The sequence below is a fragment of the Marinomonas communis genome (genome assembly GCF_004363305.1).
Classification (GTDB): Bacteria; Pseudomonadota; Gammaproteobacteria; order Pseudomonadales; family Marinomonadaceae; genus Marinomonas; species Marinomonas communis.
This window is the reverse complement of sequence record NZ_SNZA01000004.1, coordinates 185542-200020: the sequence shown is the minus strand read 5'-3', so window position 1 is coordinate 200020 and position 14479 is coordinate 185542. Positions and strand designations below refer to the sequence as shown.

General features: G+C 45.5%; 11 protein-coding genes. 10 read left to right on the top strand and 1 reads right to left on the bottom strand.

The features are described 5' to 3' along the window. Positions 1 to 24 precede the first annotated feature (24 nt). From C8D85_RS12575 to C8D85_RS12540, 8 genes are all read left to right on the top strand, one after another. On the top strand, positions 25 to 774 hold the full coding sequence (locus C8D85_RS12575) for an electron transfer flavoprotein subunit beta/FixA family protein (protein WP_133563250.1): 750 nt from the start codon (positions 25 to 27) through the stop codon (positions 772 to 774). After that, positions 774 to 1700 carry an electron transfer flavoprotein subunit alpha/FixB family protein gene (locus tag C8D85_RS12570; RefSeq protein ID WP_133563248.1) on the top strand — a complete coding sequence of 309 codons (927 nt, stop codon included), beginning with the start codon at positions 774 to 776 and terminating at the stop codon, positions 1698 to 1700. Before C8D85_RS12575 ends, C8D85_RS12570 begins: the two co-directional genes overlap by 1 nt. A gap of 141 nt (positions 1701 to 1841) precedes the next feature. After that, complete coding sequence (gene ydiJ / locus C8D85_RS12565; RefSeq protein WP_133563246.1) at positions 1842 to 4913, top strand: D-2-hydroxyglutarate dehydrogenase YdiJ; 3072 nt, start codon at positions 1842 to 1844, stop codon at positions 4911 to 4913. A gap of 104 nt (positions 4914 to 5017) precedes the next feature. After that, positions 5018 to 5752, top strand: coding sequence for a FadR/GntR family transcriptional regulator (locus C8D85_RS12560; protein WP_133563244.1), 735 nt, complete (start codon positions 5018 to 5020; stop codon positions 5750 to 5752). A gap of 313 nt (positions 5753 to 6065) precedes the next feature. Next, entirely contained in the window at positions 6066 to 7085 is a 1020-nt protein-coding gene (locus tag C8D85_RS12555) for an amino acid ABC transporter substrate-binding protein (protein ID WP_211342192.1), read from the top strand. Positions 7086 to 7142: 57 nt separating this feature from the next. Beyond that, positions 7143 to 8306 carry an ABC transporter permease subunit gene (locus C8D85_RS12550; RefSeq protein WP_211342191.1) on the top strand — a complete coding sequence of 388 codons (1164 nt, stop codon included), beginning with the start codon at positions 7143 to 7145 and terminating at the stop codon, positions 8304 to 8306. A gap of 3 nt (positions 8307 to 8309) precedes the next feature. Further along, entirely contained in the window at positions 8310 to 9380 is a 1071-nt protein-coding gene (locus tag C8D85_RS12545) for an amino acid ABC transporter permease (protein ID WP_133563240.1), read from the top strand. 15 nt (positions 9381 to 9395) lie between these two features. Continuing rightward, entirely contained in the window at positions 9396 to 10142 is a 747-nt protein-coding gene (locus tag C8D85_RS12540) for an amino acid ABC transporter ATP-binding protein (protein ID WP_133563238.1), read from the top strand. 26 nt (positions 10143 to 10168) lie between these two features. On the opposite strand, the gene C8D85_RS12535 is transcribed toward C8D85_RS12540, so the two are convergent. Further along, positions 10169 to 11092, bottom strand: a complete 924-nt coding sequence (locus tag C8D85_RS12535) for a LysR substrate-binding domain-containing protein (protein ID WP_133563236.1) — start codon at positions 11090 to 11092, stop codon at positions 10169 to 10171. A gap of 168 nt (positions 11093 to 11260) precedes the next feature. Between C8D85_RS12535 and C8D85_RS12530 the strand changes: the two genes are divergently transcribed. Further along, positions 11261 to 12910, top strand: coding sequence for an electron transfer flavoprotein-ubiquinone oxidoreductase (locus C8D85_RS12530; RefSeq protein ID WP_211342190.1), 1650 nt, complete (start codon positions 11261 to 11263; stop codon positions 12908 to 12910). A gap of 66 nt (positions 12911 to 12976) precedes the next feature. Further along, positions 12977 to 14476 carry a Na+/H+ antiporter NhaC gene (gene nhaC, locus C8D85_RS12525; protein ID WP_133563234.1) on the top strand — a complete coding sequence of 500 codons (1500 nt, stop codon included), beginning with the start codon at positions 12977 to 12979 and terminating at the stop codon, positions 14474 to 14476. The last annotated feature ends 3 nt before the right edge of the window (positions 14477 to 14479 follow it).

The following is a 14479-nucleotide window of genomic DNA, read 5'->3' as shown; positions in this document are numbered from 1 at the left end:
GGAATCAAGATAGGTAATTGCAATATGAAAGTACTAGTCAGTGTTAAACGCGTTGTGGATTACAACGTGAAAGTTCGCGTTAATGCCGATAACTCCGGTGTTGATTTAAGCAACGCGAAAATGTCTATGAACCCTTTTTGTGAAATCGCGGTAGAAGAAGCCATTCGCCTCAAAGAAAAGGGCATTGCAAATGAGGTCGTGGTGGTATCGGTTGGGCCAAAAGCAGCACAGGACACATTGCGTACTGCGCTCGCATTAGGTGCTGATCGCGGCATTTTAGTAGAAACTGAAGAACAGGTTGAATCATTAGGCGTTGCGAAAGTACTGCAAAAAGTTGTTCAGGAGGAGCAGCCTGGTTTGGTGATATTAGGTAAGCAAGCCATTGACTCGGATAATAATCAGACAGGGCAAATGTTGGCTGCTCTAACTGGAATGGGACAAGGTACGTTTGCATCAGAAGTTCTAGTCGATGGTGAGTCGGTTGCGGTGACACGTGAAATCGATGGCGGCTTGCAAACTGTGTCACTAAAACTGCCTGCCATTGTCACCACCGATCTTCGCTTGAACGAACCTCGTTATGCGTCTTTGCCAAATATTATGAAGGCGAAGAAAAAACCACTTGAGACAAAAACACCTGAGTCGCTAGGTGTAGATGTAAAACCCCGAGTGAAAGTCTTGAAGGTAGAAGCGCCTGAAGCCCGTAAAGCGGGAGTTCAGGTTAATAGTGTGGCGGAATTAGTTGGAAAGTTGAAAGCAGAAGCAGGGGTAATCTAATGAGTATTTTAGTCATTGCGGAACATAATAATGTGGAACTAAAAGATGCAACGCGCAATGTGGTAGCGGCAGCGCAAGCCATTGGCGCGGAAGTAGATGTACTGGTGGCTGGCTTTTCTTGTTCTGATGTGGCTGAGGCGGCTGCGAAACTCACGGGTGTTCGTAATATCATTCTCGCTGAATCCAAAGCTTACGAGCATCAATTGGCAGAGAACATTAGCGCACTGCTTTTAGAGGTCGCGAAAGACTATAGCCATATTCTGGCCGCTTCATCGACAATGGGTAAAAACCTATTGCCTCGTGTTGCTGCGGCTTTAGACGTCGCTCAAATCTCTGACATCATCAGTGTGGAAAGCCCAGACACATTCAAACGCCCTATCTATGCAGGTAACGCGATTGCCACTGTGCAAAGTGCAGAGCCCGTTAATGTTATTACCGTTCGTACCACGGCTTTTGATGCTGTGAGTACAACGGGTGCTGCGCAGATTATCAAGGTCTTTAATGATATCGACTGTGGGCTATCTGCATTCGTAAGTGATCAACTGGTAGAGTCTGAGCGTCCAGAATTAGGTTCAGCAAACATTGTTGTCTCAGGTGGCCGCGGTATGGGCAGTGGTGAAAACTTTTCCATCTTAGAATCCCTAGCCGATAAAATGGGTGCTGCTGTCGGTGCCTCTCGTGCCGCAGTCGATTCGGGTTTTGTACCGAATGATATGCAGGTCGGTCAGACAGGTAAAATTGTCGCGCCAGATCTATACATCGCAGCAGGTATTTCAGGGGCGATTCAGCACTTAGCCGGTATGAAGGATTCAAAATACATTGTAGCGATTAACAATGATCCCGAAGCCCCTATTTTCCAAGTCGCGGATTTTGGTTTGGTTGCGGACTTGTTTGAGGCCATTCCGGAACTAGAAGCGGCTGTTTAGTTTGCTTATCAAACCGTGAACTCACCTAAAAAGTAAGTCCAAGGTGCCGAGAGCGTTTCGTTCTAGGCCCTTGGCTATGCTTTTTATCGATTTAATCGCTTTGTTTCCAAAGAAACATTACTTAGTAGCGCAGATGTAGTCATGATTGCTGAACTGTCCAAAGATATTCTGTCCACCTATGGGACACTGTCCTCTGAATACTTAAATTTCTTAGAAGAGTTGAAAGAATTAAAGTTTGCTGGCGATATTCAGTCTGATTATGCAAACAGGGTTGTTTTAGCGACGGACAATTCGATCTATCAGGTGCTACCGCAAGCGGTGGTCTACCCGAAAGAGATCAGTGACTTAATTAAGCTCGCTACATTAAGTAACCAATCTCAGTATTCCTCGATTGTCTTGAGTCCTAGAGGTGGCGGGACCGGAACAAATGGCCAGTCACTGACAGATGGCGTGGTGGTTGATGTTTCCAAACACATGAACCAGATAATCGAAATCAATGTGGAAGAGCGCTGGGCGCGAGTTCAAGCCGGAGTGGTGAAAGATCATTTGAACCAAGCGGTTGCTCAATATGGTCTGTTTTTTGCGCCAGAGCTATCAACCAGCAACCGTGCGACGATAGGTGGTATGGTCAATACAGACGCGAGTGGTCAAGGCTCTGTTATGTATGGCAAAACTCGCGATCATGTCTTAGCACTCAAGTCAGTGTTACTCGATGGAACCGTTTGGGAGTCAGGCCCAATCGATGATCAAGAGCTTGATCATATTAAACAACGCTCTGATCGGGTCGGGGAAGTGCACCGAGTGGTTGATCAAATATTTACCGAGCAACAGGAGCAAATAGAGCAGACGTTTCCTAAGTTAAATCGTTGCCTAACAGGCTATGACTTAGCGCATATTAGAGAGGAAGACGGGCTGTTTAATTTAAACTCTGTGCTTGTCGGAGCGGAGGGAAGCTTAGCCTTTGTGGCTGAGGCGAAAGTGAATCTGGTGCCTATTCCTAAGTTCTCATCGTTGGTGAATATACAGTACACCAGTTTTGATCAAGCACTTCGTGATGCGACAGAACTCATGGAATGGGCCCCCAGCTCAATAGAGACGGTGGACTCTAATGTGCTCGATTTAGCGAAAGAAGACATCGTATGGCACGCCGTTGGCGACTTTTTTCCAGAGCATGAACAGTACAGTGTTGCAGCGATTAACTTTGTTGAATTTGTTGCAGATTCACAGCAAGAGCTAGACGTAAAACTCCGCAACTTAACTGATCACCTTGACGCGCTATACGTGACCCAATCTGGAAGAAGCTTTGCTTATACCATCGCCAGTGGCGATACTGAAGTAAAGCGGATTTGGGCAATGCGCAAAAAATCTGTGGGCTTACTCGGGAACACGAAAGGAGACAGACGACCGATTCCTTTTGTCGAGGACGCCGCCGTACCTCCAGAAAATTTGGCCGATTTCATTGTCGAATTTAGGGCCTTGCTAGATTCTTATGGACTTGCCTATGGCATGTTTGGTCATGTGGATGCGGGGGTTCTACATGTTCGTCCAGCCGTTAACATGAAAGATGAAGTGGATGAAACACTCATTCGCTCTATTACGGATCAGCTTGTCGTTTTAACTCGCAAGTATAAAGGCTTATTGTGGGGAGAGCATGGCAAGGGGGTGCGTTCAGAATACGCACCAGAGTTCTTTGGCAACCTGTACTCTTATATTCAGGAAATTAAGGGAGTCTTTGACCCTCATAATCAATTAAACCCTGGCAAAATTGCCACACCTGCTCACTCAGGAGCACAGCTACTCAAAATTGATCAAGTCAGCACCCGTGGTCAATTTGACAGACAAGTGTCGGCTCCGACCAGAGATGAATACGACAGTGCGATGAACTGCAATGGTAATGGCGCCTGTTTTAATTTTGATCCCAATGATGCCATGTGCCCGTCTTGGAAAGGAACAAGAAAGCGAACCCACTCCCCTAAGGGACGTGCTTCACTCATACGTGAATGGCTAAGGCTGCAAGAAAAGCAGGGAGTTGATCTTTCCAGCGATGCACTGGAAGTCAAAGAAAGCTGGCTAAAGCGTTGGTCAAACACTAGAAAGCAGGCGGCTATTGAAGATCCATCATCAAAAGACTTTAATGTTCAGATTTTTGGCTCCATGAGCCAATGTTTAGCGTGTAAATCCTGCGTTGGCCAATGTCCAATCAAAGTGAACGTTCCTGAGTTTCGTTCTAAGTTTTTGGCTCACTACTACACGAAATATTCGCGGCCGTTAAAGGATTACTTTATCGGCACGCTTGAATTCATCATTCCTACCGTATCTAAGTTTCCTGGTCTGTATAACGGGCTCATGAACAATGCCTCGGTTAAGAAGGGTTTAGAGCATTTTGCTGGAATGGTAGACAGCCCCTTGCTTAGTGAGCATTCTTTGCGTAAGCAGATGACACATCTAGATATTCGCTTTGCGTATCCTAAATCACTCGCTAAATTAACAGAGGTAGAGAAACAGCGTAGTGTTGTGCTTGTGCAAGATGCCTTCACCAGCTTTTTTGAAGCGCCTGTCGTGTCGGATGCGATTCAACTGTTGCAGAAGTTGGGTTTTACCGTGTGGCTTGCGCCGTTTCGGCCCAATGGCAAGCCTCTGCATGTTCACGGTATGTTGGGGCAATTTAACAAGGCCGCCAAAAGCAATTCAGAGATGCTCAATGAGATAGCGGACCTAGGTGTTGCTTTAGTAGGAGTTGATCCTTCCATGACACTGACGTATCGACAGGAATATCTAAAATGTGACGGTGTTTCAGCCCCACACGTGATGTTGCTACAAGAGTGGTTAAGCAAAAATGTTAGTCTGATCCCTAAAGCGCTAGTAACCGGAAATGATCAAAAGGTAAGTTTATTAGCGCATTGTACAGAGAAAACTACAGCTCCAGATTCGATGAAAGACTGGCAGCGAATCTTCGAGCATTTCGGTTTTCAATTTAGGTTAGAACAATCAGGGTGTTGTGGTATGTCTGGAACTTTTGGTCACGAAGTGGCGAATGTCGAAACGTCGAGACAAATCTATGCTCAGAGCTGGGCTAATATCCTCGATGAGAAAAGCCATCAAACTGTGTTCATGGCGACTGGTTACTCTTGCCGAAGCCAAGTAAAACGCTTTGATAACACCACGATACCCCACCCATTTCAGGTGCTATTGAAGCAAGCGAGTGAGAAATGATGCGTGGTTGTTTCTTTGTCGCAGGAAGCTTGTTTGTTACACTTATGTTCGTTTTATAACTCATTGTTTGAGTTTAATAGGTCATTTGGTTCGAGGTTAATACATTGGTAGAAAGCACTGAATTTTTAGGCAGAAAAGAAAGTCTTACAGAGCAATTGAAGCAACGAATCGAAATCGATATCCGCAGCGGTTATTATGCACCGGGTACTAAAATTCCGACGGAAAAGAAATTCATCGAATCTTATGGCGTGAGCCGCAGCGTGGTTCGTGAAGCAATTGCGTCACTGCGCTCAGAAGGTTTCCTACAGGCGAAGCAAGGGGTAGGCGTTTTCGTATCAGACCCGTTGCCGACGCAACCGTTTGAAATAACACCTCAGGAATTGGTATTGCCAGATAACATGGGGGCCGCGCTTGACTTGCGCAAAGCCATTGAGATCGAAGCGGCAGGCTTAGCTGCTGAGCGCCATAATGCAGACCAGTTGTTTCAAGTTGAAGCAGCTTTTGAAAATTTAAAAAATGCTTACCTGTCGGAAAAGCTTGATGTGGGGCTTCAGGATTTTGCATTTCATATCGCGATTGCCGAAGCTTCTAACTGCCATTACTTTGTCTCTTTGTTGATTTATATCCGTGACCAAGTGACCAATGCGTTGCGTGATAAGTATACCGATCCGGTCATGGCACCTGAGGATCAAAGAAAATATCGAGAGTCTGCGTTAATGGAACATGAGAAGTTATTGGCTGCAATACGATCTCGTCAATCGGATGTGGCGAGAGAGCTAATGCGACAGCACTTAATCAATGCTAAGGCCTACTTCGAGAAAAAGCATTCTCAACCATAAACCTCTTTCGATACACGCCACCATCAACATTTGATAAGCGAATGAATATCTCATCGCTTATCTTCTTATAGTTTTCCTCAACTATTTCTTGAACAATTTCTTATTGTCTCTAAAAAACGCGATCTCCTTATAAAATATTGCATATTCATAACAAATCCATAGAAATGATTCTTGTTTAACTGACAAGAAATTCTTGTCTATTGAAGGTTTTACTTGTTTTTCCTTTGCATTTGTATGCGTCAGTCTTGAAGGGTACTCAACGAGTGACAAATAGAATTAAAAAAGCAAAAGGAGAAACATTTTGAAGATGTTAATGAAAAGTTTGGCATGTTCTTTTGGTGTGGCATTAGCGTCAGGTGCTGCTCAGGCGGAGTTTGGTGAAACGTTAAAAACGGTTCAAGATCGTGGTGTACTTAACTGTCCTGGTCACCCAGGTTCTTATCTAGGCTTTGCTGAAGTGGATGATAAGGGAAACTGGAAAGGTATTGATATTGAGTTATGTCGTGCGGTGGCAACCGCTGTTTTGGGTGGTCCTGAGAAAACCAAAATTGTCCCGATTTCTTGGGCTCAACGTTGGCCATCGCTTCAATCAGGCGACATTGATGTGGTGATTAAAGCCTCAGGTGGAACGCTTTCCCGTGATACCGAACTTGGCTTCCAGTTTTCTAACTCATACTACCTTGGTACCACCAAAATTATGGCTCACAAAGAGTTGGAACTTTCTGGTGTCAAAGACGCTGATGGCGGTACCATTTGTATTCCTGCCGGTGCGAGTCAGGAGCGCCAAGTGTCTTCCTACGCTGACCGCATAGATATCTCACTAGAAACCGTCGCAATTGAGAACACAGAAGAGCTTGAATCGGCTTATTACTCTGGTCGTTGTGACTTGTATGCCCAATGGGGGCCAGTTCTTGCGATTTCTCGATCAGTATCAAAGAACCCGGATGCTCATGTTATTTTGCCAGATGTGCTAGCGGTTGAACCCGAAGTAATGATTGTTCGCCAAGGGGATGAGCAGTGGTTGGATATTATCAACTGGACACTGTCCGTGATGCTTTTTGCTGAGCAAGAAGGCATTAACTCCAAAAACGTCGACGCAATGCGTGACAATCCACCAAGTGTTGAAGTTGGCAAAATGCTGGGTGTGACGGCTGGTATGGGTAAGCCTTTAGGGTTATCGGATGATTGGGCTTACAACGTCATTAAAAAAGTAGGTAACTACTCCGAAATCTTCAGTCGTAGTTTAGGTAAAGAGTCACCTTACAAAATGGATCGTGGCTTAACAGCATTATGGAATCAAGGCGGAGTGCTTTATCCGTTTGTAATTGACTAATTCCATATTTTAATTGATGCCCACGGGTCTGTGGGCATCTGCTGTTGAGGTCTTATCATGATCATGTTGCGTAACCAACACACTCGCAAAGTAGTCCTGCAAGCTGTGTATGTGCTCGTGCTATTAGCCATTCTAATAACAGGAGTCTTTTCAGCTCAGGCCAATATGGCGGCTCAAGGCTTAGAGTTGAGTTTTTCATTTTTGTGGAAAGCCACCGGCTGGGATATGACATTCTCTCTTTTGCCGACAAGCAGTTCTGATCCGTATTGGTGGTATCTTGTATCTGGCGTAGTGAATACTTTATTTCTCGGTATTATCGGTTTAGCGGGGGCGACTTTAGTGGGAGGCGTTGTCGGCTTTGCCCGAATCTCTTCCAATCATGGCGCACGCCTACTGGGCACTGTGTATGTCGAGCTTTTCAGAAATATTCCTGTCATTGTTCAAATCTTTTTTTGGTACGCCTTAGCCAACCATCTTCCTAGCCCTCGTCGAGCAATCGAGTTTGGTGGCGCTCTAATATCAAATCGAGGCATTTACATGCCGGGGATGAATGTAGAAGGACTGTACATCGCACTCTTTTACTTTGTTCTATGTGCTTACTTTATCGGTCTAATTTGGTTTGTTTCTGCTCGTCGATTCCGACGCGTTGATCCGGCTAAGCGACGTAAGGTGGTATGGGGATTGTCAATCTGTGCACTAGCGATTGAAACGATGCTTTTGTATATCGGTAAACCTGTCGGCGAAGTTTTAATTACTTACCCCGAGTTAAAGGGACTCAATGTTCAAGGTGGCTATCGTATTCAGACAGAGGTCTACACCTTAGCTTTCGCCATTGCCATTTATGGTGGTGCTTACATTGGGGAAATCGTTCGAGGTGGATTTAATGCCGTAGGCAGAGGTCAACATGAAGCTGCTCGCGCACTGGGATTAAGCACTTGGCAAGAGTTCAGTCGTATCCGTCTACCGTTGGCGCTGCGAGCTATGTTACCTATCCTGACAAACCAATATGTCTGGTTGGTTAAAGCAACCACACTAGGGATTGTAGCGGGCTTCTCCGACTTCTTTATGGTGATCGCAAGCTCGATAACACACTCAGGCCAGACTCTAGAGTTCATCGGCATTTTGATGGGCGGATTCCTTGTTATCAACTTCACCATTTCAAGCGTTATGAACAAGATCAATAAAGCTGTGGCACTGAAAGGCCACCAGCTACGGATGTAAATTATGACAACGTTAATCAGTGCTCAATATAAACCAACCGTTTGGATGAAGGTTCAGAAAAATTACTTCAAGAATTGGCGCTCAGCTCTGTTAAGTATGATGTGCTTCGCTGTGTTAGGAGGGATCGTTTGGAGTATTGTTGATTGGGGCATCCTTAATGCCACTTTTTCTAGTACCGCTCGACACACGGAGTGCTACGCCAACGGTGGAGCGTGTTGGTCTATTATCGCCAATCGCTGGCGAGTTATTTTATTCGGACTCTACCCCTATGATGAGCAATGGCGCTCTATTACGGCTTGTTTCATTGTCGTAGCGACCATTGCGTTCAGCTGTTTCCCGGTATTCTGGACGGTGCGCAGACTAAGCCTGATCTGGTTGGTGGGGGCTGCTTCATTCTTCGTCATTATGAAAGGCGGTGTGTTTGGTCTTTCTTTAGTAAGTGAAGAACAGTGGGGTGGATTAGCGCTTACTTTGTTTATTTTCGTCGGTACTGTGCTAATCGGTATGCCATTAGCCATCATGTTGGCGTTACTGCGTAATTCTAAATTACCCGTCATATCAAAAGTAACGGGGGTCATCATTGATACTGTCCGCTCTTTACCTTTGATCTCTATCTTATTTACCTTCGCACTGGTTTTGCCGTTCATGCTGCCTGACATGCTGGTCGGGGAAAAACTGTATCGTGTGATTGCTGCCTCAGCGTTGTTCTTTGCTGCATACCAAGCAGAAATCATTCGCGGCGGCATGCAAGGTGTGCCAAAGGGGCAAGAGGAGGCTGCGCAAGCATTAGGGTTGGGTTACTACCAACGTATAACCCGGATCATTCTGCCGCAAGCATTCAAAAATGCGTTGCCAGCCATGATCAACCAATTTGTCACGACATTCATGGAAACCTCACTTGTCACCATCGTTGGTTTCTTTGAATTACTGGCATCGGCCAATGCCGCATATGGGACAGGCGAATGGAATTTTGCGTTTGTCGAAGTGTATTTCTTTGTTGCAGCGATTTATTTCGCGTTTGTTTTTGCTTTGTCGCGCTACGGTGCGTTTCTTGAGCGCCGCATGGCGAATTAAAGCTGAGGTATTTTTATGTATGCATCCACTAATGCTGTAGAAATTCGCAATCTACAGAAGTTCTATGGTCAATATCACGCACTGCGCAACATCAATTTGAGTGTTAAGAAGGGCGAGAAAGTCGTTGTTTGCGGGCCTTCGGGATCAGGTAAATCCACCATGATTCGTTGCATCAATCGTCTGGAAGAACATAACGATGGCTCAATCAATGTACTGGGAACGGAACTGAGTGACGATATCAGTAATATTGATGAGATTCGCAGAGAAGTTGGCATGGTGTTTCAGCATTTCAACTTATTTCCGCACATGACGGTTTTGGAAAATTGCACCTTAGCGCCCATGCTGGTCAGAAAAATGCCCTTGGCAGAGGCTGAAGCCCTAGCCATGAAGTTTCTCGAAAAGGTTCGTATTCCGCATCAAGCCGATAAATTTCCGGGACAACTGTCAGGTGGTCAGCAACAACGAGTCGCTATCGCTCGTGCGTTATGCATGCAGCCTGAAGTATTGTTATTTGATGAGCCAACGTCGGCACTCGACCCAGAGATGATAGCCGAAGTGCTCGATGTCATGACTAGCCTCGCATCAGAAGGTATGACGATGATCTGTGTGACCCATGAAATGGGCTTTGCTCGCAAAGTGGCGGACCGGGTGATCTTTATGGATGCTGGTGAAGTGGTTGAGGAGGGGGATCCGGAAAGCTTCTTTACCAATCCACAGAACGAACGAACCGCTGCCTTTTTATCTCAAATATTAAGTGATTAGCCAGTGTATATGATCAGACCTAAACGCTAGGTCTGATCATACAAAGAAAGCCAATTTTGATGGGTCATCCATTGGCAAAATTCAGCAATGATTTTCACGCGCATATGACTCTTAGGCAGAACAAGGTAGAACCCTGGGATTTGATCGAGAGGCATTTTGTTTAGTAGATCAACTCCTAGAGGGGCTACCAAGCGGCCTCGCTCGATATCTTTTATAGCGTCATCACGTGAGATGAGTCCAACACCTAGACCGGATAATGTAGCTCGCCTCATAGAAGATGCATCTTGAAACTCGATATCCCCTTGGAAGTTCGGTACATCGATACCAAGAAAATTAAGAATATCTAGCCAAAATGAATGAGCTAAAAGGGGGTAGAGCAAAGTCACTTGCTTCAGGTCATTAGGTGTTTGGATGCGCTTGGCAAGCTCAGGAGTACAACAAATGACTTTTGGGTCTCTGACTAATAGGGAGGTATCAAGGCCTTTCCATTTCCCGAATCCCCACTGTATGGAGACATCTACATTATCCGTTGCAAAATCCGGTAAATCTATCATCGAGGTAATTCGCAAATCTGCATCGGGCATGACAGATCGAAGTTTATCGAGATTGTTAATCAAATAGTTAGAAGCGAAGTAAGGGCTTACATTTAGGCTGATTCTTTCTCTTAGATCGGTATTACTGACTCGCCTTACACCTTCGCTAATTTCCTCAAATCCTGCATTAACAAACATGTATAGCTCATCGGCTTGCTTAGTCGGGACAATCGTTCGACTACGGCGCTCAAATAGTGTGATTTTCAAAATATCTTCCAGCAATTTGATTTGTTGGCTGACAGCTTGAGGGCTAACTAAAAGAACATCTGCCGCCGCTCTAAAGCTTCCTTGCCTCATGACTACAAGAAAAGCCTTTAATGAATTCAAAGGCGGTAATGGTTTGGTACTGCATTTCATTCGATGGCCTCTTAGAACATTGATACATGATTGGTAAAAGCTGTGACGAGCTTTTTAGGTATTGCGAGAATTGCGTTGTTAGTGATAATTTATATGTTGTCTGATGACATGACAAATTATTTTTCTTTCATGAGTGTCATAAATTCAATGAATTTATAGGGGTGTTTAGTGGAACGAGAGGCGATGGAGTTTGATCTGCTGATTATTGGTGCTGGGCCTGCTGGCCTATCAACGGCGTATCAGTTTATGAAGTTGGCGAAGGAGCAAAACAAAGAATATAGCGTTTGTGTTGTTGAGAAAGCGGCTGAAGTCGGTGGTCACATACTTTCTGGTGCTGTGTTGGATGCAAGAGCACTATCTGAGTTAATCCCCAATTGGCAGGCACTTGACGCTCCACTGAACGTGCCAGTGATACAAGATGACGTTTACTTATTCCAGACAGAGCAAACGGCACGCAAATTACCGAACAGTTTGATACCTAAGACGATGCATAATGATGGCAAATACGTCATCAGTTTGGGGAATTTTTGCCGTTGGCTAGCAAGTCAGGTGGAAGATATGGGAGCCGATATTTTCCCTGGCTTTACCGCTTCAGAATTACTGTTTGACGAAAACGATGCTGTGGTAGGTGTGATAACAGGTGATATGGGCGTTGCAGCAGACGGCTCAGAAAAAGACACCTTTATGCCGGGCATGGAAATCCGTGCGAAGTACACCGTATTTGCCGAAGGGTGTCGTGGCCATCTTGGCAAGCAAGTGATGGCTAAGTTTGGCTTAGCAAATGATGCAGACCCTCAACATTACGCCATTGGTCTCAAAGAGTTGTGGGAAATCGATCCTGCCTTGCATCAACCTGGATTAGTGATTCACGGAGCGGGTTGGCCTTTGGATAATGAAACTAGTGGTGGCAGTTTCCTATACCATGGTGAGAACAATCAGGTCGCGTTAGGCATTATTATTGATCTGAGTTACTCAAATCCATACTTAAGCCCCTTCGATGAGCTACAGCGTTTGAAGCATCAAGCTGTCTTTAAAAAGTACCTTGAGGGCGGTAAGCGTCTTTCTTATGGCGCACGAGCGATCACCAAAGGGGGCTTAAATGCGTTACCTAAAATGCATTTCCCAGGGGGCTTAATCGTTGGTTGTGACGCTGGGACCTTAAACTTTGCCAAGATTAAAGGCACCCATACAGCGATGAAGAGCGGCATGGTCGCGGCTGAAGTGCTGTTTTCAGCACTGGCAGAGGAGCGTCATCATCAGGATTTAGAAGAATTCGCTCTAGCGTTCAAGCACTCTTGGGCGTATGAAGAATTGTATCGCTCCCGCAACTTTGGTCCGGCGATGCATAAATTTGGCACCTTTTGGGGCGGTGCGTTTAATTTTGTCGATCAAAACCTTTGCCAAGGTCAATTGCCTTTAACACTTAGAGATCTGACGGAAGACTACACCCGTTTGCAGCCTGCCAGCAAAAGTAAAAAGATTGAATATCCAAAACCCGATGGTGTGCTCAGCTTCGATAAACTTTCCTCAGTGTTTATCTCGAATACCAATCATGAAGACAACCAACCTTGCCATCTAGTTTTAAAAGAGCCTGACATTCCGCTGTCTGGCAATTTGCCTTTATATGATGAACCAGCACAACGCTATTGCCCTGCTGGTGTATATGAAGTGGTCGAGAGTCCACAACAAGGCAAGGAGTTCAAAATCAACTCACAAAACTGCCTACATTGTAAAACCTGCGATATCAAAGACCCCGCGCAAAATATCACCTGGGTAACGCCAGAGGGCGGCGGTGGCCCCAACTATCCGAATATGTAATGCCATCTATTAGCAATTAATAAAAATAATTTATGCGATAAATTCGTTGTTTCAAAAGGAATAAAAATGCATCAACAATCAAAGACCGAGTTTCATAAACCCTCATTGTTAATGGCTGTTTTACCAATCCTATTAACGATTGTATTAGTCATGATCCAGTTATTTGTATACCAAGATGGCTCTCCACATATCCCTCTCGCAATAGGAGCATTAATCACCTCAGTATTTGGCTATTTTCGTGGTTACGCTTGGAAAGATATGCAAGAGGGTATGCTCAATGTGATCCATACAGCACTCCCAGCCATTTTTATTTTGTATGTAATCGGCATGATCATTGGTACTTGGATTGCAGCAGGTACTGTTCCTTATATGGTGTACTACGGCTTGCAAGTACTGTCTCCTGGCTATTTTTTGGCCGCTGCTTGTATCATTTGCTCTGTTGTATCTCTTTGTACGGGAACCTCATGGGGCACGACTGGCACCATGGGGCTGGCTTTAATGGGGATTGGCGAAGGGTTAGGTGTTCCAGCACATATGACAGCGGGCGCTGTGGTATCCGGAGCTTTTTTTGGCGATAAGATGTCACCTCTCTCAGATACGACAAACTTTGCGCCAGCGGTGGTTGGAACCGACCTCTATACACACATCAAAAATATGATGCCAGTGACGGTGCCAGCGATGTTGATCGCATTGGTGGCATATACATACGTAGGCTTTGATTTTGCCGGTGGTGAGATTAACCAAGAGGCTCTAAATGTTATTGTGGTCACGTTACAGCAAGAGTTCTCTCTTGGCGTTTGGTTGCTGATTCCAGCAGTTGCAGTGATGTATTTAGCGTTGAGTAAGAAGCCTGCTTTACCAGGGCTATTTGCCGGTGCGGTTTTAGGAGGCATCGCTGCGATGCTTTTTCAAGGGGACTCTCTGCATGACGTATTTAATACCATGCTCAATGGCTATCGCAGTGATACTGGTGTGGCAGCAGTAGACAGCCTGCTATCTAAAGGCGGGTTAATGTCTATGAATTGGTCGGTCACTCTGATTATCGCGGCGTTGGCATTTGGGGGCGTGCTGGAAAAGACTCGATGTCTTGAAACCATCTTAGAAACCATCCTCAAGTTTGCAACCTCAAATACTCGATTGCTTTTATCGTCTTTGGCTTCGGCTCTAGGCGTACACATTGCAACGGGAGAGAACTACCTTGCCCAATCTTTGCCTGGTCGTATGTTTGCGCCAGCTTACCGCGGTAGAGGTCTGCATGTGAGTAATCTATCTCGCACGATGGAAGATGCTGGTACCTTGTCAGCCCCCCTTATTCCATGGAGCTCTGGTGCTGTATTTGTTGCCGCAACCCTTGGTGTTGCCACGCTTTCTTATCTGCCTTGGGCCATCGCTTGTTGGGCCTCTCTATTGATTGACGTGGTGTGGGCGGTAACGGGCTGGTTTGTACCGAAAGCAACAGAAGACGATATTGATCTTTGGGCCGAGCAAGAGGCCGATGTGCTGGTTGGTGATGAGTTAATGACTGGGTCCGAATATCGCAACGATATCCAGACTTCATCGGTTTAGCTG